The 18,850-nt window shown below is 38.8% G+C and carries 14 protein-coding genes; 11 read left to right on the top strand and 3 right to left on the bottom strand.

Going from position 1 to position 18,850, the window contains the following annotated elements; genetic code table 11:
- The first annotated feature begins 59 nt into the window (after positions 1–59).
- The 8 genes from BM015_RS16290 to BM015_RS16255 all read left to right on the top strand — a co-directional run bounded on the left by BM015_RS16290 (position 60) and on the right by BM015_RS16255 (position 11,805).
- Positions 60–581, top strand: coding sequence for a hypothetical protein (locus BM015_RS16290; protein ID WP_090660955.1), 522 nt, complete (start codon positions 60–62; stop codon positions 579–581).
- 176 nt (positions 582–757) lie between these two features.
- The gene (locus BM015_RS16285) at positions 758–1,213 is read left to right on the top strand and encodes a hypothetical protein (RefSeq protein WP_143075902.1); all 456 of its coding nucleotides are present in this window, start codon (positions 758–760) and stop codon (positions 1,211–1,213) included.
- A 112-nt stretch (positions 1,214–1,325) separates the two neighbouring features.
- Entirely contained in the window at positions 1,326–2,276 is a 951-nt protein-coding gene (locus tag BM015_RS16280; RefSeq protein ID WP_090660951.1) for a hypothetical protein, read from the top strand.
- 305 nt (positions 2,277–2,581) lie between these two features.
- A complete protein-coding gene (locus BM015_RS16275) occupies positions 2,582–4,009 on the top strand; it encodes a PP2C family protein-serine/threonine phosphatase (RefSeq protein WP_090660948.1) in 1,428 nt (475 codons plus the stop codon).
- Positions 4,006–8,145: an FtsW/RodA/SpoVE family cell cycle protein gene (locus BM015_RS16270; protein ID WP_090660945.1), complete on the top strand. Its 4,140-nt coding sequence runs from the start codon at positions 4,006–4,008 to the stop codon at positions 8,143–8,145. Before BM015_RS16275 ends, BM015_RS16270 begins: the two co-directional genes overlap by 4 nt.
- An 11-nt stretch (positions 8,146–8,156) precedes the next feature.
- The gene (locus BM015_RS16265) at positions 8,157–8,927 is read left to right on the top strand and encodes an FHA domain-containing protein (protein WP_090660942.1); all 771 of its coding nucleotides are present in this window, start codon (positions 8,157–8,159) and stop codon (positions 8,925–8,927) included.
- Between the two features lie 165 nt (positions 8,928–9,092).
- On the top strand, positions 9,093–10,721 hold the full coding sequence (locus tag BM015_RS16260) for a protein kinase domain-containing protein (protein WP_090660939.1): 1,629 nt from the start codon (positions 9,093–9,095) through the stop codon (positions 10,719–10,721).
- 121 nt (positions 10,722–10,842) lie between these two features.
- The gene (locus tag BM015_RS16255) at positions 10,843–11,805 is read left to right on the top strand and encodes a YitT family protein (RefSeq protein ID WP_090660936.1); all 963 of its coding nucleotides are present in this window, start codon (positions 10,843–10,845) and stop codon (positions 11,803–11,805) included.
- Here BM015_RS16255 and BM015_RS16250 read toward each other — a convergent pair whose 3' ends face one another.
- Positions 11,806–13,344, bottom strand: a complete 1,539-nt coding sequence (locus tag BM015_RS16250; RefSeq protein WP_090660933.1) for a GH3 family acyl-acid amido synthetase — start codon at positions 13,342–13,344, stop codon at positions 11,806–11,808.
- Positions 13,345–13,468: 124 nt separating this feature from the next.
- Here BM015_RS16250 and BM015_RS16245 point away from each other — a divergent pair, with 124 nt between their 5' ends.
- From BM015_RS16245 to thiL, 3 genes are all read left to right on the top strand, one after another.
- On the top strand, positions 13,469–14,248 hold the full coding sequence (locus tag BM015_RS16245; RefSeq protein ID WP_090660930.1) for an inositol monophosphatase family protein: 780 nt from the start codon (positions 13,469–13,471) through the stop codon (positions 14,246–14,248).
- 115 nt (positions 14,249–14,363) lie between these two features.
- A complete protein-coding gene (locus BM015_RS16240) occupies positions 14,364–14,720 on the top strand; it encodes a four helix bundle protein (RefSeq protein ID WP_090660927.1) in 357 nt (118 codons plus the stop codon).
- Positions 14,721–14,793: 73 nt separating this feature from the next.
- Positions 14,794–15,822 carry a thiamine-phosphate kinase gene (gene thiL / locus BM015_RS16235; RefSeq protein WP_090660925.1) on the top strand — a complete coding sequence of 343 codons (1,029 nt, stop codon included), beginning with the start codon at positions 14,794–14,796 and terminating at the stop codon, positions 15,820–15,822.
- Between the two features lie 33 nt (positions 15,823–15,855).
- Here the strand turns inward: thiL and BM015_RS16230 are convergent, their stop codons facing one another.
- Positions 15,856–17,076, bottom strand: a complete 1,221-nt coding sequence (locus BM015_RS16230) for a transglutaminase domain-containing protein (RefSeq protein ID WP_090660922.1) — start codon at positions 17,074–17,076, stop codon at positions 15,856–15,858.
- 24 nt (positions 17,077–17,100) lie between these two features.
- Entirely contained in the window at positions 17,101–18,741 is a 1,641-nt protein-coding gene (locus tag BM015_RS16225) for a M28 family peptidase (protein WP_090660919.1), read from the bottom strand.
- Between the last annotated feature and the right edge of the window lie 109 nt (positions 18,742–18,850).

Below are 18,850 nucleotides of genomic sequence, written 5' to 3'. Positions count from 1 at the left end.
ATGTTACAGGTAGTTTTTGTATTTATTAGCAGATTCGACTTGACAATATACATTTTGAAATGACAAAAGAGGACCTGATAAATATAAAGAAACATGGACGTTGGCGAATAACATTACAAGATGCTTATAGTAAATTTTTTTTCATTCTGTTCCCGCTTGGGATTGTGGTTGTGGGTGCTTTTGCAGCGCTTTCCGGATTTAAAAATAACGTTGTAAGTTTAAAAATTTGTTCAATCATCATTTTGATGACCGGATTTTTTTTGACTTTTTTTGTTGGCAAGAAACTTTATCAAAATCAAATCTTTCAACGATTTCAGATTCATGGGTTGACACAAGATAAAATAGAAATAACTCTGAAACGAGCAGGGTTTAATAATATAAAATATTATAGTGTAGGCTATTATACTGCAACAACAAATATGTCTGGCTTTTCATGGGGAGAAGAAGTTACAATAATATTTGACGATGATTATATATTGGTGAATAGCAGGCCCAATGGAAATACGTTCTCCTTTTTTCAACCATTCACAATTTTTAAAGATCGCCATAACATAAAGAAAATAACAGATGGGCTTACCTGAATAAAGACATATAGTCCACTAAGGTCGCGGGTATTTATATATTTTCATAAATTACATTTCTTCTAACAATTCTTTCGCTGTCTTCATATAAGTATTTATTATAATTTTCGTTTTAGTGGAATAATCTTTGAGTTAACTCTCAACGGTCAACCCATTGAAAAAATAAAAATCTGCGAATGAAACAAACGCCAATATTGTTTTGTTTTTCTGTTGTTTTTAGTTTGATGATCTGTTCATGCAATAATGTGTTGCAGAAAGATTACGAGTTTTATTACTATCCTGAAAAAAACACTTATTATGATGTTGTGAATAAAGAATATATCTATTCTTTAGACGGCGGCGAAACCTGGGATTCTTTATTTGTGGCTTCAGGAAAAGAGCCCGGCACACTTGGCACCAAACGCATTTTACATAGTAAACAGCATAGCATCTGGCTTAATAATGCGGAGCATATTCAGCAATATAATGGCCGTGCAGTGAATGTGCTGGCAAGCGATACCACTGCTTCAAACCAGGCACTTGCAGCAGAACGCAAAATAAAAAAAGCAGCAAGTACAACAACTCAAAAAAAAGAGCCTGAAAAAAAGCCCGGCTTTTTTAAAAGACTTTTTGGAAAAAAAAATAAAAACTAATGAAACCAGGTATGATAATTTTTCCCAACAATGGGAATATACATAGCGAGGTTCTCTGCCGACTGAGCTGTTCAGGCGGGCATGAGACAACTGAAAAAATAAATATGCACGAATGAAAACAACTTCTTTCTGGCAACGCATGGGTTTTCACGAATGGTTTTTGAAACGGGAAGCCACTTATGATATAAAACAGGCGCCGCCGCTTACTGCCGATGATATATATAAATACATTATTCAGAAATTTGAAGACTCTGTAAAAGAGCTGTCATTTGCCAACCGCATTGTTTTCTTTCATGAATACATTGTATGTTTTAATGAAGAAGATTATACACAGTTCACGCAAAACAAAAAAGGCATTTTCGGATTGATTGTGCAGGAATGTGTAAAGCAATTTTACAATATTCTTGAACGGTATAACAATGAAGGAAAGGTGGTTGCTCCATCTTCCAGTAAATGGGTGTTCCGCTTTGCAGCGCACCCTGAATATTTACGCGGTGATAAAAGCGTTATTGGTAAATTAATGCCGGGCAGCATCCATCAAAAAAAAGAAAGTTTAAGGGTAACTTTTATACCAAGGCAAACAGGCATTGCAGAAACATTTGATGTAAACCCTGAGTTATTGGACGGTTTTATTTTTTACAGCGATGGCTATTATGAAATTGCTTACGACCAGCATTTTAGCATGCACGATAAAGCCGTAAAAAACAGTGAGAGTAAATTACTTGCAAGGTTTGAAACCATTGTGCCAGATAAAGAATTTGCCGGAAAAAAGATTGAATATTATATGCGGGAAACTGATATTCTTATTTCAGGTAAAGATGAAGCTGCGGATAAGGAAGATGTTTTTCGCATACCCTCAGAATGGGTGAATACGCCGCATTTGCGGGTAAAGTTTAATAACGATGACCAAAAATTTTACCTGGCTTCGTTTGGTGAAAAAACATTGGTAAATGAAAATGAAGTAGTGGCAAGCAATACAGATAACCCGGTTTGGGTGCCGCTGCCGCTTAATTCGCGTATTGTGCTGAATGGTATTGTGGGTGTGAATATTTTTAAATCATGAACGTGAAACGTGAAACGTCAAACGTGAAAACTTCGAAGGGCTTTTTAGAATGTGGCAGTCAAAATATTTTAAATGTTGAATGCAGCCTGTTTAAAGTTGTCTGACAGTTTGATCTGTTATATATCAATAGGGAAAATAAAAAAATAAACGCTGTTGCATTCACGTTTCACGATTGACGATTGACGAAAAAAACATTCAATAAACATCAATCATGTTAAATATTATTCTTTCATCATCGCTGTTTGCAGTTTGCCTGTTATTGCTGGCGGCTAATTTTCGCGATGTAAAAAAAACGCACAGGAACGATGGCTGATAACTTTTACGGCAATACGGATACGGGCAAAATGCGCGACAATAATGAAGATAATTTTATAGCGCAGAAAATTGTGCACGATAAATATATTGTTGGCTGTGTTATTGATGGCGTTGGCGGATATGAGGGCGGAGAAATTGCTGCAGCGCTTACACGTGCAACTATTCTTAATACATTAAAAAATGCATCGGGCGATGTAATTCATTTGCTCAAGGCAGCACTTACTGAAGCAAACAAAAAGATTTTTGAAAAGAAACAAAAAAGCGATAAGCATAACCAGATGGCCTGTGTGGTTACGCTTGCGCTTGTTGATATTAATGATAACAAATTTTATTATGCACATATTGGCGATACGAGGCTGTATCTCTTCCGCGATAACTCGTTGGTAAAAGTTACTCACGATCATTCTTTTGTTGGCTTTCTTGAAGAGAGCGGCCGCTTAACGGAAGAAGCGGCCATGAGCCATCCCAAACGCAATGAAATAAATAAAGCGCTTGGCTTTGATGAAGTAAAATTTTCTGAACCGGATTATATTGACACAGGAGAGTCTCCCTTTTTACCGGGCGATACTTTATTGTTATGCAGTGATGGCTTATATGATATGATCAACAGCCGAACGATAACCGGTATCTTAAGTTCACCACAAACATTAAAACAAAAATCTGCAGCGTTAATTGATGCCGCTAATCTTGCAGGCGGAAAAGATAATATAACTGTTGTTTTAATTCAGAATGATAAATCGCCCTCACAATATGAGGCTACAAAACCGGTTGCTAAAAAAGTGGAACCGGAACAAGAAATAGCCACCGCAGTTCCCGTTGAATATATAAAAAAAGAAATTGTTGTTAAGAAAAATGGCGGCGCTTTCATTCGTTTTCTCGTAGTGCTTTGTTTGCTGTTAATTGCAGTGCTTTCCTGGTTTATTTACAAAGATTATGTTGGTAATAACAGCGCTTCTGTTGTTATGCCCGACCCTCCCCGTATGGAAAGAAACAGCCAGGTTGTAAAACTGTCAGACAGTATTAAAAATTCAACATCAAATATTATTTCATTAAGAAATCTTTTTGGTAATAATCCTAAGGTTGTAATAAATGATTCTTTGCTTATCAAATCTGATACGTTAATCATACACGGCAATAATGCTTTGCTTGTTGCTGATTCAAGCTATAATGATGCAGCCTTTATTTTCTTTCCGCAGTGCAAGTACGTACTGCTTGACAGTATAACATTTGAAAATTTTAATACGGCATTTATTGCCCGCGGTACCGCTGTGCATTTAAAAGATGTGCGGTTTAAAAATTGTGTTGTTCCTATTGCTTATGCTGTCAGCTTGCCTGCTGATACGCGTGTGTCCGGTGTTATTTCAGACAGTGCTTTATTAAAAATTGATTCAGCTAAAACTATTGTACACGAAAGATGAGTGCACCAGCAAAACAGCATATAAACAGGAATACAGAAAGGATTTTTTTACTGCTTTTAAGTGCAGTAATGGCCGTGCTTTTTTATAAAATGTACCTGGTTATAAACGCAGGTTTTAAAGAGGTGCCTGATCGTTTGAAAAACGGCACAATGATTAACCTGAACGATGTGCATTATGCCGGGAATATGAAAACGCTTTTGCAAAAAGGCCGTTATTTCAGCGATGAGAAGGATATAAATTTAATCAGTTCAACTTTTGAAAAAACAAGGCTTGCAGATAGCGCGTCCATTGATAACATCGGAGACTTGAATAAAAAGCAATACAGCGTACTTGCCGAAACTGCTTTATCACAGGGCGGTGAAACATTCAAGCGAAGAGTGCAGGGCGAAAGAATTGCGTTAGGCATAACAGATGAAGAAACTGCATTGTTTGCATTACAGCAAAAGGATCGTTCAGCGGTTAGCAGCGTTAACGATTTGCATGCAGGCAGCCATAGCATCAGCGGTTCTATACACGAAGCCGGCATTGCTGTGCCAAACGTTATCGTGCGCCTGCAATTGATTTTGCCGCAGGATAGTTTATACAGCAACAATGTGGAAGAAGTTGACAGTATGCTGCAGCAAAATACAACCACTGTAAAAAAATTGTATGCAGTTGACTCATTAAACAATAAGCAACTGCAATCGCTCACGGCATACGCACAAACAGACGCGCATGGTAATTTTGTTTTCAAAAATCTTCCTGGTGACAAGACTTATAAAATATTGCCGCTGCAATTGAATTATGCTTTCGGTTATTCGCAGGGAATAGAAAAATTGGATCATGATGCCTCTTTTAATTTTTATCGTTCACCACACCGCTTAAAACTCTTTTCCACAAAAGATTTCAGTTCGCTTAAAAAGGAAAAAGCATTTATTGTAAGAACGCCCGATGAAGTAATGCAATGGTTTTGGATAATCTCCATTTCTTTTATTGCAGGTTTCCTGTTGCTGCATGTGGTGATGAGCTTGTGGTTTAAAAATGCCGACCAGTTAATATTGCCAGCCATAATGGTGATTACAGGCTTATCATTCATAACCTTATTCAGCCTCCAGGATCCTTTGCGGGATTGGTTTTTGGCAAAAAATACAATTGGCTATTTCATAGCAGGCATTGTTGGAATAATCTTATTGTTATTGTTCGATTTAAAACGTTTTACAACAGATTCAAAACTCTACCGTCTATTTGTTTTCAGCAAAATGAAGCTTGCTTCAAATGGATGGCCCTGGGCTGTTATTGCATCCGGTTTATTGGCTATGACATTGCTGTTTGGTACCGGCCCTGAAGGCAGCGGCGTTAAAGTAAACCTCTTCGGTTTTCAGCCAAGCGAAATTGTAAAATTTGTTATAGTATTTTTTCTTGCAGGCTTCTTTGCCACGAATGAAAAATTCATCTCTTCTTATTTTACATGGACGAAACGCAGCCGCTTCTTTGCATTTGCATTAATTGCAATACTTGCAACAATATTTCTTTTTCTAATGCTGGGCGATTTAGGCCCTGCAATGGTTTGCTGTTTTGCCTTTATTATTTTATTTTCTTTTTCAAGAGGCGATTTTGCCCACATGGCAATATCAGTGCTGTTTTATGTGCTGGCTGTTTGGTTATTGGATAATGTATTGACTGCAACGGCTGTTACTGCTGTGTTTTTTGTTATTTATACATTAGTTGTCACAAAAAAAATAAGCGAATCATCTGTTATGGCGCTGGTGGTTATTGCCGCGTTTTTATTACTGGATAAAATACCATTGATAGCAGAATATTTTCCCGGCCCGATGGAAAGATTAATTGACCGCAAAGCTATCTGGCAGGATCCGTGGAATAATGAAGTGTTTGGCGGCGATCAAATTGCAAACGGCATCTGGGCCATGTCAGGCGGCGGCATTACAGGCCAGGGCGCCGGCGAAGGTTTTGCCAAAACAATTCCCGAAGCACACACGGATATGATTTTACCTGCAATGGGAGAGGAGTTTGGCCTTGCAGGCATCATCAGTGTTTTTATTGTATTCTTTATTTACCTGCATCGTTCCATTGTTATCGGCAGGCATTCCGGCAGGCCGTTTTTGTTTTATATATGTGCAGGAATTGGTATTGCAACATTCGTCCAGTTTTTGCTGATTGCAGGAGGGTCAGTTGGCGCTTTGCCTTTATCGGGTGTAGCCTTGCCATTCATGAGCTATGGCGGTTCGTCGTTAATAGCAAACATGCTGGCTGCAGGATTTTTATTATCTGCATCAACTGTACAAGGGTCGCCTGTACAAATGAAATTTATATCGCAGCAACAAGATAGAAATCTTATGCCTGCATTGATAGCAGCCTGCGCCGCAATTATATTGCTTGGCGTGAGTGTAACAAAATACATTCTTGGTAATGCAAAATGGATTGTGCAACCGGCATTGGTTGCCGACAGAAGCGGCGCAAGGATGTTTAGTTACAACCCGCGCATCAGTATTTTAATGAACAGGCTGCAGGCAGGAAATTTATTAGACAGGAATGGCCGGATACTGGCAACGAGCCACCAGGATTTAATTAACACACAACGCGACTCATTGCTGGCATTGAACATTCCGGAAGAAGATATAAATGCAATGTTTTATAAACGCCAGGACCGTTATTATCCTTTCGGCGCACAAATGTTTTTCTGGACAGGCGATGCCAACACAAATATTTTTAACGGTGCATCTAACGGTTATTTTGCTGAATACCGCGAAGCGGCTGAAATGCGTGGCTTTCCTATTCCTAAAAACAGTTTTTCAGTAAGTGCAACACGTTATCACGAACAACGTTTTCTTCCTGAAACTTCAACGGAAATGAGTGTGGAGAAGAAAGATTACAGTGCATTGGCGCCGCTGTTGCTTGCCGGTATAAACAGTACTGCCGTTGATTCATTTAAAAACAAAAACCGTGATGTTCATTTAACGCTCGATGCCGCTTTACAAACAAGGATACAGCAATCTTTACAAAGCGATGACTCACTGGTGAACAATCGTGTTTCTGTGGTTGTAATGGAAGATAAAACCGGCGATGTGCTTGCTTCTGCCAATTATCCATTACCGCAGGTGAATGACTGGGATATGCTTAATCTTACGCCACAACAGCAAAACGCATTGCCTGGCTGGATTACAGATAATGACATTGGTTTTACCATTGCTTCACAGCCCGGTTCAACAGCAAAGCTTGTTACAGCGCTTGCCGCATTTAATAAATTAGGACTTGCTGCATCGAAAAAAATTATTAAGGTTTATCCTGCTGATCTTATTCGTACAAAAGGTTACGAACCTGATGAAGCAGGTAATATAAATATTGAACGCGCTATTGTAAGGTCAAATAATTCATTCTTTATAAGGCTTGCCAATGAATCGCAGTTGCAGGAATATATGGGTGATCTGTATTTAAAATCAGGCATGTTTTTGCATGGTGTTGGTGGTTATTATTATGACTATGATATGAATAATAAAAAGCAGCAGGAAGAATGGAAACAACTCTGGCGTAAAACAGAATTTGCAAGTTTGAAAAGCTATAATCCGTCTAACATTAAAAGAACACGCGGTAAAGGCATTTCGGGAATGGCGTGGGGACAGGGCGAATTAATTGCAACGCCTGCTTCCGTTGCGCGTATCGCATCGGGGATTGCAAACAATGGAACAATGATGCAAAGCCGTTATGTTTTAAAAGTAAGCGGGCAGCAAACAAAACTGTTGCCGGGTATTGAATTGGCAAGCGATTCTGCCTCAAAGCTGATGACGAAATATATGATTGAACAAAGCCTTCCAAAGGTTTGGCATTTGGGAATGAGTGTCGCGGGTAAAACAGGAACGCCGGAACGCATTGTAAAAAATGAAAGAGTGAATGATGGCTTGTATGTTTTCTTTGCGCCTAACCCAAAAGACAGCGGCCATATTGTTGTGTGTGTGCGTATTGAAAGTTGCCAGGGATCAAGCATAGCCGTTAAATTGGCAGGCAAACACGTTGTTCCTATATTAAAAGAAATGGGTTATATAAGAGGTTTTGGCGACGAGAAAAAGAAACCTGCTAAGGTTGTTTCGAATAAACAGCTTGCTGTTAACCGTAATCAGCCAACTGCAAATAATCAACAATAAATAATGATAACATGCTTAGCATTTTAAAAAAGGATAAACAGCCTAAAGATGTAAAAACATTGAGGAGCGGCCTGCTTGATTTTATTAAAGATCAATTGAGAAAAGCGGAAGGCGAAGGCGCTGATATTAAAGGCATGCATTTATATATTAATTGCAATGCACAGGATAAATTTTTATACGACAGCGCTGTGTATATAAACAATACAGATTTGTTTAAAGAAGAGATACAACGCATTGCCGATGATTTTGACATCAATCTTCACGCAGGCTGGCAGTTCCAGGTTTTTTGTGATGAAGAAGTGCCGCCGGAAGCTATTAAATCAGCAGATCTCGGCGCAGCTTTGTTTATATCAACCAAACAGAAACCAACCATCAGGCGCGAAGCGATTGCTTATTTGAAAGTATTGAATGGTGAAGCAGAGCAAGCTGTTTATACGCTTAAATCATCGGGCAAAAAAATTAATATCGGCCGTGAAAAAAATGTGCAGGTTGCTGATGGTTATTTGCGACAGAATCAAATTGCTTTTCCGGATAGCAGCAATCATAAAAGCAATAAATCTGTAAGCCGCCAGCATGCACATATTGAATGGAGCGAAGAAGCTGGCGCATTTTTTTTATATGCAGATGAAGGCGGAATTCCGCCTGCCAATAAAGTGAAAGTGAAGCCGGAAAAAGGGTCGGAGATAAAACTGATTACCACGGAAGTTGGTTATCATTTAAAAGAAGGCGACCAGGTAATTTTGGGGGAATCGGCGTTGCTGGAATTTAGTTATTTGGAATAATGAACGACGTGTTTATATGAAGTTAGGAGACTTTGCAGAGCATGCAACTTTGCGCAGTGTTTCTTTTCTTTTAATATTCAATAATCAATATTCATGTGGTTTTTCAATTGAATATTGTTTATTGAACATGGGATATTGAGTGTTTTTTAAAATTAGCAACAACAAATGAGTAAAGTTTTTACCATAACATCAGGCCTGGAAACAATGGGCGCCCTTAAAACAGGCGGCCAGGGTTCTGTGTATAAAGGCAGGCGAATGGGCGAAATTATCACTGCCATTAAACTGTTGCCCACACCTATTTACAGCGAAACCGCCGATGATAAAAACTTTACGCATTTTCAGAATGAGGTTCAAAAACTAAAGAAAGTAAATGAACAACCAAACCCAAACGTTGTAAAACTCGTTAGTTCAGGTATTACAGAAACAGGGAATTTCCCCTATATCGAAATGGAATTTATTGAAGGCCCTGACCTGGAAGAATTATTAAAGCCACCCCATGATCCTGTTTTTACTATAAAAGAATGTTTGAAGGTTGCAGAACAATTATCGGGCGCATTGGCGCATTGCCATCGCTTTAATGTGAAACATGGCGATATTAAAAGCAACAATATAAAATTTAATAAACGTACCGGAAATTACGTGTTGCTCGATTTTGGTTTGGCAATAATGAGCGATGAAGACAGGCGTACAAGCCTTCGCCATGCAGGCGCAATAGAGTTTATGGCGCCCGAGCAGAATGAAGGCCGCATGCTGTTTGAAACAGATGTGTACAGTTTTGGCGTGGTGATGTTTGAATTGCTGGCTGGCATTGTTCCCTTTCCGTTAAAAGATAAGGGTGAAACATCACGCAATGCTGTGATGCTGGCGCACATGGAAGCTACGCCGCCAAACATTTTTGCCTTGCGTGGAAAAGCCTTGCCCGAATTGTGGAGCAGTGAGAAGAGAGAGAATGAAATGCTTATACCGGAATGGTTGTTTGCAATGGTATATCGCTGTCTTGAAAAGAAACCGGAAGAGCGGTTTGCAAGCGGCATGGCTTTGCATGAATTTATTGTGAAGAACAGCGTGTCATTTGCGAAGGGCGAAGCTTCAGGCCAGGTAAAATTATTGCAGCAGGAAAACAGGAAGCTGCTTGAAGAAAACAGGAACCTGCAGAATGAATTGAAACAATATCGTTCCGGCAAAATAACGGTTACATCTTATCAAAATGCATCAGGTGAAAATGTAATCATACAAAAAAAGAAAAGCAGCGCACCTAAAGCTTTTTTGTGGATACTGGCAGGTTTATTTGTCGCGGCCATTTTTATATATGCTATCCAGTTAAATAATAAGAGCAATGTAATAAATAACAATGCAAAGAATGTGCTTTCAGATTCTTTATTGCATATAACAACAGAGCAGCAGCAACAACTTAACAATGCGAGGGATTTATTAAAAGCGAATAATAAAGATGCAGCGCTTGATATTTACCAGCAGTTGTCGCAGCAGGAAATTGCGCAGGCAATGTTTCAATATGCCAACCTTGCCTTGCAGGGAAAGAACGACAGGCTCGATTGTAATGAAGCTTTTGAAATGCTTACTAAAGCAAGCGATAAAAATTATCTCCCGGCCAAAACAACACTTGGCTTTCTATACGCATTTGCCAACGACGAAAACACGTTGAAACAACTGAATTATTATGCACGTTGTGTATTTCCGCTTAATGTTTCCAAAGGCGCTGATCTTTTAATGCAATCAACTGTACAGGGCGATGTTACCGCTGAACAATGGCTAAGTAAACTGGATAAGAAATAATGATATTTTTATCTAAGCCATATTCAGCAAAATCAATCTATAAAAAACCTGTTGAAGCGGTTTTAATCTTCCTGAATTTTTTTTATTTGATTAGATTTGGAGTAACTCAAACGCTGCGACAATGGATAAATTTTACAGGTGGCTTATCCTGTTTTATAGTTGGGAAAGCTCGTCAAAAAAGAATATCTCCACTTTTGAACTTGCAAAAGGTAAAAAGCAACTCAGGAAAAATGTAATACGCAGCATAAGAAACTGGGCGCTTATTGTATGCGGTATTTTTTCTGCGGCCTGTGGCCTTAAAAGTTTTTTATTGCCTAACAGTTTTATTGACGGCGGCGCTACCGGTATATCATTGCTTACGGCTGAAGTGTCTGGCGTACCGGTTTCAATTTTACTCATTATTGTAAACATCCCTTTTGTACTGCTCGGTTATAAAACTATAGGCCGTTTTTTTGCTATAAAAACAATCGTAACAATAACAGGGCTGGCAATTGTTGTGGCTTTTTTAAATCTCCCGGAAGTAACGCATGATGCATTGCTGGTTGCTGTATTCGGCGGTTTTTTTCTTGGCGCCGGCATTGGCCTTTCCATTCGCGGCGGTGCTGTTTTAGATGGCACGGAAATACTGGCAATTTTTTTAAGCAAAAAGCTAAATGTTTCTATTGGAGATATTATCATTATTATAAATGCCATTATATTTTCTTTCGCCGCTTATTTTTTGACTATCGAGGTTGCTTTGTATTCTATGATAACGTATCTCGCAGCTTCACGAACGCTTGATTTTGTAATTGAAGGCATTGAAGAATATATGGGCGTAACCATCATATCCGTTCATAATGAAAAAATAAAAAAGATGATCATTAATGTAATGGGCCGTGGCGTAACGATTTATAAAGGCAGCGAAGGTTTTGGCAAGAGCGGCACAAATAAAGAGCGGGATATTCTTTATACAGTTATAACGCGCCTTGAGCTGAGCAAACTCACTGCTGAAATTGACAAAATAGACAGTGAAGCTTTTATTGTAATGAATAGTGTGAAAGATACAAGAGGCGGAATGATTAAGAAAAGGCCTTTAAAACATTAGTTAGCGTTTTGCAGGTATCATTTCATTTGCCAGGAATGTTTTCCAGTCTTCCAGCATTTTACCTTTTAATACACGTGGAAATTTATGCTGGCCGCCAATCTTGCCAAGCGAACGCATGAATTGTATAAAGGTTTTTTCAGGCAAGACATCCAGAAAAACTTCTTTTAATGCATGGCCTCTTTCTGTGGCATAATCATCATTTAACTGTTTAAGATAATCATCTATTTTAAAGCGGAGTGTTTCTGCATTTACCGCATCATCGCAGGCCACATACCAATGATGGGCAAATAAATTTTGATAGGGTTCGCCCACCACGGCAAACTCGGGAATAGAAATATTCATATCGCTGCTGGCAAGCTCTATGGCTTTATTCATATTCTCCACGCTCAAATGCTCGCCCACCAAACTCAGGTAATGTTTGGTTCTGCCGGTAATAACAATTTCGCAGCGTTGTTTATCTGTAAAACGAATGGTATCGCCTACAATATACCGCCAGGCGCCGGCGCTGGTACTAATTACCAATACATAGTCTTTATGTTCTTCAACTTCTGCAACGGTTAATACCTGCGGGTTTTCAACAGGGTCTCCGTTTGCATCAAAATTCTTGTCATCAAACGGAATAAATTCATGAAAAATATGCTCATTGGTCACAAGCCGCATGCCTTTTGAATTAGGCCTGTCCTGGTAAGCAAAAAAACCTTCGCTTGCAAGATAGGTTTCAATATAGGTAAGTGGTTTAGCCAGCAATTTTTCAAAGCTTTTTTTATAAGGCTGAAAGCTTACGCCGCCATGTACATAAAAGGCAAGGTTGGGCCATATATCGTGTATGGTTTTAAGATTATATTCTTCAATAATCATCTCCATACACATTTGTATCCAGGCCGGTACGCCAACAATAAAACCAATATCCCATTCAGGCGCTTTCTTTACAATTTCCCTCAGCTTGCGGTTCCAATTACGTTGCCGTGCAATTTTTTTGCCCGGTTTATAAAACGGCTGAAACCAGAACGGGACCTTTTTTGCTGTAATGCCGCTTAAGTCGCCGGCATAATAACCACCGCCTTTTTGCAAAGCTGTGCTGCCACCCAGCATAAGCCATCCCTTTCCAATGGAACGAACAGGAATATCGTTATAGTTACGCAGTGAAAGTATCTGGCGTATCATCACCACGCGGTTGCCTTTAAGCAAATCGTTTGTTATAGGAATATATTTACTTGCAGCCTCGCTGGTGCCGCTGCTTAAAGCATAATATTTTATTCTGCCGGGCCAGCAAACATCCGGGTAACCCTGAAGTGAACGGTGCCACCAGGCATCATAAATTTTGTTATAATTAAACAGGGGAACCTTTTGCTGAAACAGCTTAACACAGTTTTCCTGCAACCCGATTTCATCAAAACGGTATTGCTGGCCAAACTCGGTAAATCTTGCTTTATGTAATAATTTCCGCAATACACGTTCCTGCTGCCTTTTAAAATCATTTTGCGGCAGGCCAAGTCGTGCACGAATAGTTTCAGGAAGTTTGATATCAAACAATGCCATCCAGGTGGTCTTTATTCAACTTACGAAACTAAGGAAATTTTACATCAGCATAGCAATTTCATTTAGCTCTTAACTAATCAATAGGATAAACGGTTGTACAAAATAAAGTAAGATATATTTGCGCATGCTTAAACAGGTACTATTAGAAGCGGTTAAAACTGCAGCCGCAATTATGAAAGACTATTCCACCCGCAGTTTCACCATCAGTAATAAAGAAGGCATTAATAACCTTGTAACGGAAGTGGACCATAAATGCGAGGAAGCAATTTTTGAGATCATCAAAAAAAACTATCCTGATCATTACATTTTAAGTGAAGAGTCCGGTGAAATTGTGCAGGATTCAAACTACAAATGGATAATTGATCCTATTGATGGCACCGTAAACTATGCCAATCATATACCAATATGCTGCGTAAGTATTGGTATTGAAAAAGACGGTAAAATGGAACTGGGAGCAGTGTATAACCCTTTTATTGATGAACTTTTTTTTGCAGAACGCGGCCAGGGTGCAAGCTTAAACGGCCAGCCGATACGCGTAAGCAAAACGCAGCATTTAGTTAACAGTTGCCTGGTTACGGGGTTCCCATATACTTATCTTGATATGCCAAACGGCCCGCTTGAAGTGTTTGGAAAGTTTATAAGAAAAGGCGTTCCGGTAAGGCGGTTTGGAAGTGCTGCCATCGATCTTTGTTATGTTGCAGCAGGCCGCTTCGATGGATTCTTTGAACATAAGCTGAATGCTTGGGACAGCGCAGCAGGTTTTTTGATAATTGAAGAAGCAGGCGGTAAAGTAACCGATATGAAAGGGGATTACTATAACCCTTACCAGCCGGGCATTATAGCCACTAACGGCATTATACATGATGATCTTTTGAAAGTGGTACAGGGCGGGGAAGTAGAATAATGTACAATTTTTAGATTTTGGGTTTACGATTTGCTTAGTGCCTGATTACGTTATAGGTTTATAAATTCAAAATAAGGGTTTAATCATAAATTGTAAATCTAAAACCTTAAACAAAATGACGAAAGAAATTTTAATGCACAGATTAAAGCAATATGCTTTAGGTTATGCAAGACTTGTTTTACGCCTTCCGTATAATATTGTTAATAAAAATTACGCTGATCAGGGCAACCGTTCAGCATCTTCATCAACAGCAAATTACCGGGCAGCCTGCCGTGCAAAATCACACGCAGATTTTATAAATAAATTAAAGATCGTTGAAGAAGAACTGGATGAATCAATTTTTTTTCTTGAAATGATAGTTGAATTAAATCCTTCCTTTGGTGAATCAATAAATCTTTTGCATAAAGAAGGTGATGAACTGCTTGCCATTATTGTTGCAAGCCTGAAAACTTTGCACAATAAAAAATTATAAAATAAATAATTAAACTGTCAGAATATTGAAGAGGCCTAAATCGTACATCCAAAATCGTAAATCGTAAATAGCAATGAGTAACCGCACAGAAATATCAACGTTGGGAGAATTTGGGTTGATCAATCACCTTACAAAAAATTTTGAAATAAGCAACGCATCTACTATTGTAGGTGTGGGTGATGATGCCGCAGTAATTGATCATTACGGAAAACAAATTGTTGTTACAACCGATCTTTTAATTGAAGGTGTGCATTTTGATTTAATGTACACGCCTTTAAAACATCTTGGTTATAAAAGCGTGGTTGTAAACCTGAGCGACGTGTATGCCATGAACGCAACACCTGCGCAAATCACTGTTAGCATTGGCGTAAGCAACCGCTTTAGCCTTGAAGCATTGAATGAATTTTATGAAGGCATTTATGCCGCCTGTGAAAGATATAATGTTGACCTGGTTGGCGGCGATACGTCTTCATCTCAGAAAGGATTTATTATTTCTGTTACTGCAATAGGAGAAGTTGCGCCTGATAAGTTTGTAAAAAGAAGCACTGCAAATAAAGGCGATTTAATTTGTGTAAGCGGAGATTTAGGCGCTGCATTTTTAGGCCTTACATTGCTGGAAAGGGAGAAAAGTATTTATCTTGAAAACCCGCAGATACAACCTGACCTCGAAAATGAAAGCTATATAGTTGGCCGTTTTTTAAAACCTGAAGCAAGAAAGGATATTATTGAATATTTCGCGGAGCAAAATATTGTACCAACTGCAATGATGGATATAAGTGATGGTTTAAGCAGTGAAGTATTGCACATAAGCAATCAAAGCAATTTAGGTTGCAGGCTGCATGAAGATAAATTACCCATTGCCGAAGAAACCCGTTTGGCTGCTTTTAAATTTGGGTTAGACCCTACTGTTTGTGCGCTTAACGGCGGTGAAGATTATGAACTGGTTTTTACGGCGAAGCAGGACGATTATGATAAACTTGTTTTGAATGATAATATCAGCATAGTTGGCTATATGACGGAACTGGATGAAGGCCGTAAACTGATAAGCAAGGGTGGAAATGCTTTTGACATCACAGCGCAGGGATGGAATGCTTTGAAATAAACTGTAAGCCGGCGCCCGGCGCTTCGTTATAGCTTAATTTAAAGGGATACCAAACCACGATAACTTTTTTTCATAGAACATAGATTTTCTTTTTGCTTTGGATTTACTGAAGTATAGATTTAGCCAATCCTGTTGTTCATTTAAGCGGTTGTCAAGGTCAACAATCAAGGGCAAAAGTTGTGATAGGAATTTATCCATTGCCGGATCGGGATTGGATATTTGTTTGATATTATTTTTAGCCTTCAAAATATCAGCATTAGTTGAATCTATCATGCCTTGTATTTCTTCATCTGTTTTTTCCGGCTTAAACTGTTTATTGCGATATTCAATAAAGCCATTAAAATCTTTCACCGCTCCATTAAAATAGGCAACAGCATCGTTATAAAGCGTTGCAAGCATGGCCTGCCGTTTATTTTCTTTATCTATCTTATCGTTCTCTATATCAAGTTTAATATGCCTGAGCCTGTCGAATATCATTGAATTTTTTACACCGTTTTTTTCAATCCTGCGGGCTTCTGCGGTTAATTGTTCAATATGGTTCTGCTGTTCAAACAAAGCAATAGAATCAGCATAATTAAAGAATGCCCTGGTTGTATTTTGTGTTGTTTTACCTTCATAAAACTCCTGGTTGGATACCGGGTAATTAAGGCATTGCCAGAGATAATCAAAAGGTATATGTGTTTTAATTAAGAATGAAGGATCAGCTTCAAAATACTTATTATCAATTCGCTTATAAAACTTTGAATTCATAATATAACCAGAACCCCAGGTGGGATCGAACAAAAACCATGCGGTATCAATGTAAGCAGCACACCATACATGTGGAATATAATCGGTGAAGCCATTTTGCTTTGTATAGCCCGGAACCATGAAAGATTTTATATTGCATTTTGCACATATATCATTAAACAAGGCTGCATAGTTTTCACAAATACCTTTTCTCGTTTTTAATGGCTTATCTATTTTTTCTTCTGCCGCTTCATAAAAGTTCAAGGCAAACATATTGTCAATATCATATTGAATATTGGATGCTACCCAAATAAATGCAGCCCTTGCTTTTTCTTTATCTGTTGCAAAATTTGAATTAATATAGCCCGCAATACCGGCTGTAGTCGCAGTTAATGAATCGGGTATCTGCAAGGCTTTTGCATCTATTGCCGCATATTCATTTACACTTATTTTCTGTGCATTTAAAATTTGAATAAACAATAAAAGAAAAACCAATAAACTCAGTTGTTTTATAGAGGGTTTCATGTGGTTGAATAAAACTATTTAAAATTAAAACTGTACATCAAAACTCATTTCTTCTCCGTCTCTCGAAATTATCAGCGTTGTTTTATCGCCCTTTTTAAAGTGCTGCAAGGCTTGCATATAAGTTTGCACATCCACAAATTTAAAATCACCTAACTGCAATAAAACATCACCGGGTTTAAGGCCGATTTTTTCCGCCGTTTTGCCTTTGCTTACGCCATCAATGCGCATGCCGGCGCCGGTATAACCATAATCGGGCATTACGCCTAAAGTTACGGGCAGGCTTACACTGCGCATTTCTGCATCCTTTGTTTTAAGAAATGAAAGCTTGCCTTTATCGTTAGCTGCATTAATAATGTTTACGATGTAATCAACTATTTCCGTTTCGTCTTTATAATTTATTTTATCCGCATCATCTGTGGCTTTATGATAATCAGGATGGCTGTTGGTAAAAAAGAATAATACCGGCACGCTGTCGCGGTAAAATGCAGAATGATCGCTTGGCCCGCTGCCGCTGCTGTCGAATTTTATTTCAAGATTGGGATCGGTGGTTGTTTGAAAAATTTCTCCCCATGTTGGTGAAGTGCCATAACCGCCAATGGTGAGTTTACGGTCGGCCGCATATCTTCCTACCATATCAAGGTTGATCATGTAATTCAGGTTCACGTTGGCTGTTGGATGCTGCAGCCAGTATTTGGAGCCAAGCAGTCCCAATTCCTCACCTGAAAAAGCCATGAATAAATAATTATTATTCCTTGCTTTTGTATTGTATAGAATCCTTGCCAGTTCAAGCATAGCCGCAGTGCCGCTTGCATTATCATCAGCGCCGTTATGTATCTGCCCGGCGCCATCCAGGCTGTTGCCGTCTTCACCATAACCCAAATGGTCGTAGTGTGCGCCAATTACAACAGTTGTGGGTGCATTAAAATTAATATAGCCAATCACGTTATGTGCTTTTCGGTTATCTGCCTGCAGGTGCACATTCAAATCAATGTCATAAATGCCGGTAAGGTCAGCAAAATGTTTCTGCAGGCCTTGTTGTGTTATATAAATAACGGGAATAGTAACGGCTGCCGTTGTATCGAATTTATTAAACAGGATATTATCGGCCTGTGTTGAACTGTTATAAACAATTAGCGCTGTTGCGCCTTTCTTGGCATCTGTTTCTGCTTCTTCTTTTAATAAACTGCTGATGTCAAAATGCGGGTTGTCTTTATTGTCTTCCAAAACATCAGATACATTCCAAAACCATATCTGATCCTGTTCGCGCAGCATGGGAGAAACGCTGCCTTTGGCCCCGGCGCTTGCTGAAATGGACAAAGGATAATAATCTGTTTTCGCTTCAAGCTGTTCACCATTTACAGAAAAATGATTGTCCGGTGAGTTGAAAGAATTGCCTTCACTTATTTCAAATGCCTGTATAAAACCATTGTCGCCTTTAGGTGCAAGCTTATATTTTTCAAACATATTGCTGATGTACTGCATGGCAAGGTTTTCACCGGCGCTGCCTGCCCTTCTGCCTTCGAGCTTATCGCTGGCAAGATAATTAATGTGCGATTGAAGGTTGGCTGTGATTATTTTATCTGCTTTTGCCTTGGCTCTTTTAGACTGTGCATTTGTTGCAGTTACAACCGGTAATATTAAGAGTATCAGTATAAGCTTTTTCATTTTTCCTGTTGATTACCGCAAATGTAAGCGAGAGATTTTATAACGAAGGATCACAGGTTTTAGTTTGCATAATTTAAGAAATTGTTTTCTCATTTCTTAATTGCAGAAA

The organism is Parafilimonas terrae (assembly GCF_900115755.1).
Lineage (GTDB): Bacteria > Bacteroidota > Bacteroidia > Chitinophagales > Chitinophagaceae > Parafilimonas > Parafilimonas terrae.
The sequence above is the reverse complement of the archived record's forward strand: the minus strand, read 5'-3'. Positions and strand labels throughout refer to the sequence as shown.

What these genes read in the sequence shown, in the direction of transcription:
- BM015_RS16265 (WP_090660942.1), top strand. Translation starts at nt 8,157, where the DNA reads ATGCTTAGCATTTTAAAAAAGGATAAACAGCCTAAAGATGTAAAAACA.
- BM015_RS16250 (WP_090660933.1), bottom strand. Translation starts at nt 13,344, where the DNA reads ATGGCATTGTTTGATATCAAACTTCCTGAAACTATTCGTGCACGACTT.
- BM015_RS16285 (WP_143075902.1), top strand. Translation starts at nt 758, where the DNA reads ATGAAACAAACGCCAATATTGTTTTGTTTTTCTGTTGTTTTTAGTTTG.
- BM015_RS16225 (WP_090660919.1), bottom strand. Translation starts at nt 18,741, where the DNA reads ATGAAAAAGCTTATACTGATACTCTTAATATTACCGGTTGTAACTGCA.
- thiL (WP_090660925.1), top strand. Translation starts at nt 14,794, where the DNA reads ATGAGTAACCGCACAGAAATATCAACGTTGGGAGAATTTGGGTTGATC.
- BM015_RS16290 (WP_090660955.1), top strand. Translation starts at nt 60, where the DNA reads ATGACAAAAGAGGACCTGATAAATATAAAGAAACATGGACGTTGGCGA.
- BM015_RS16270 (WP_090660945.1), top strand. Translation starts at nt 4,006, where the DNA reads ATGAGTGCACCAGCAAAACAGCATATAAACAGGAATACAGAAAGGATT.
- BM015_RS16240 (WP_090660927.1), top strand. Translation starts at nt 14,364, where the DNA reads ATGACGAAAGAAATTTTAATGCACAGATTAAAGCAATATGCTTTAGGT.
- BM015_RS16275 (WP_090660948.1), top strand. Translation starts at nt 2,582, where the DNA reads ATGGCTGATAACTTTTACGGCAATACGGATACGGGCAAAATGCGCGAC.
- BM015_RS16260 (WP_090660939.1), top strand. Translation starts at nt 9,093, where the DNA reads ATGAGTAAAGTTTTTACCATAACATCAGGCCTGGAAACAATGGGCGCC.
- BM015_RS16280 (WP_090660951.1), top strand. Translation starts at nt 1,326, where the DNA reads ATGAAAACAACTTCTTTCTGGCAACGCATGGGTTTTCACGAATGGTTT.
- BM015_RS16255 (WP_090660936.1), top strand. Translation starts at nt 10,843, where the DNA reads ATGGATAAATTTTACAGGTGGCTTATCCTGTTTTATAGTTGGGAAAGC.
- BM015_RS16230 (WP_090660922.1), bottom strand. Translation starts at nt 17,076, where the DNA reads ATGAAACCCTCTATAAAACAACTGAGTTTATTGGTTTTTCTTTTATTG.
- BM015_RS16245 (WP_090660930.1), top strand. Translation starts at nt 13,469, where the DNA reads ATGCTTAAACAGGTACTATTAGAAGCGGTTAAAACTGCAGCCGCAATT.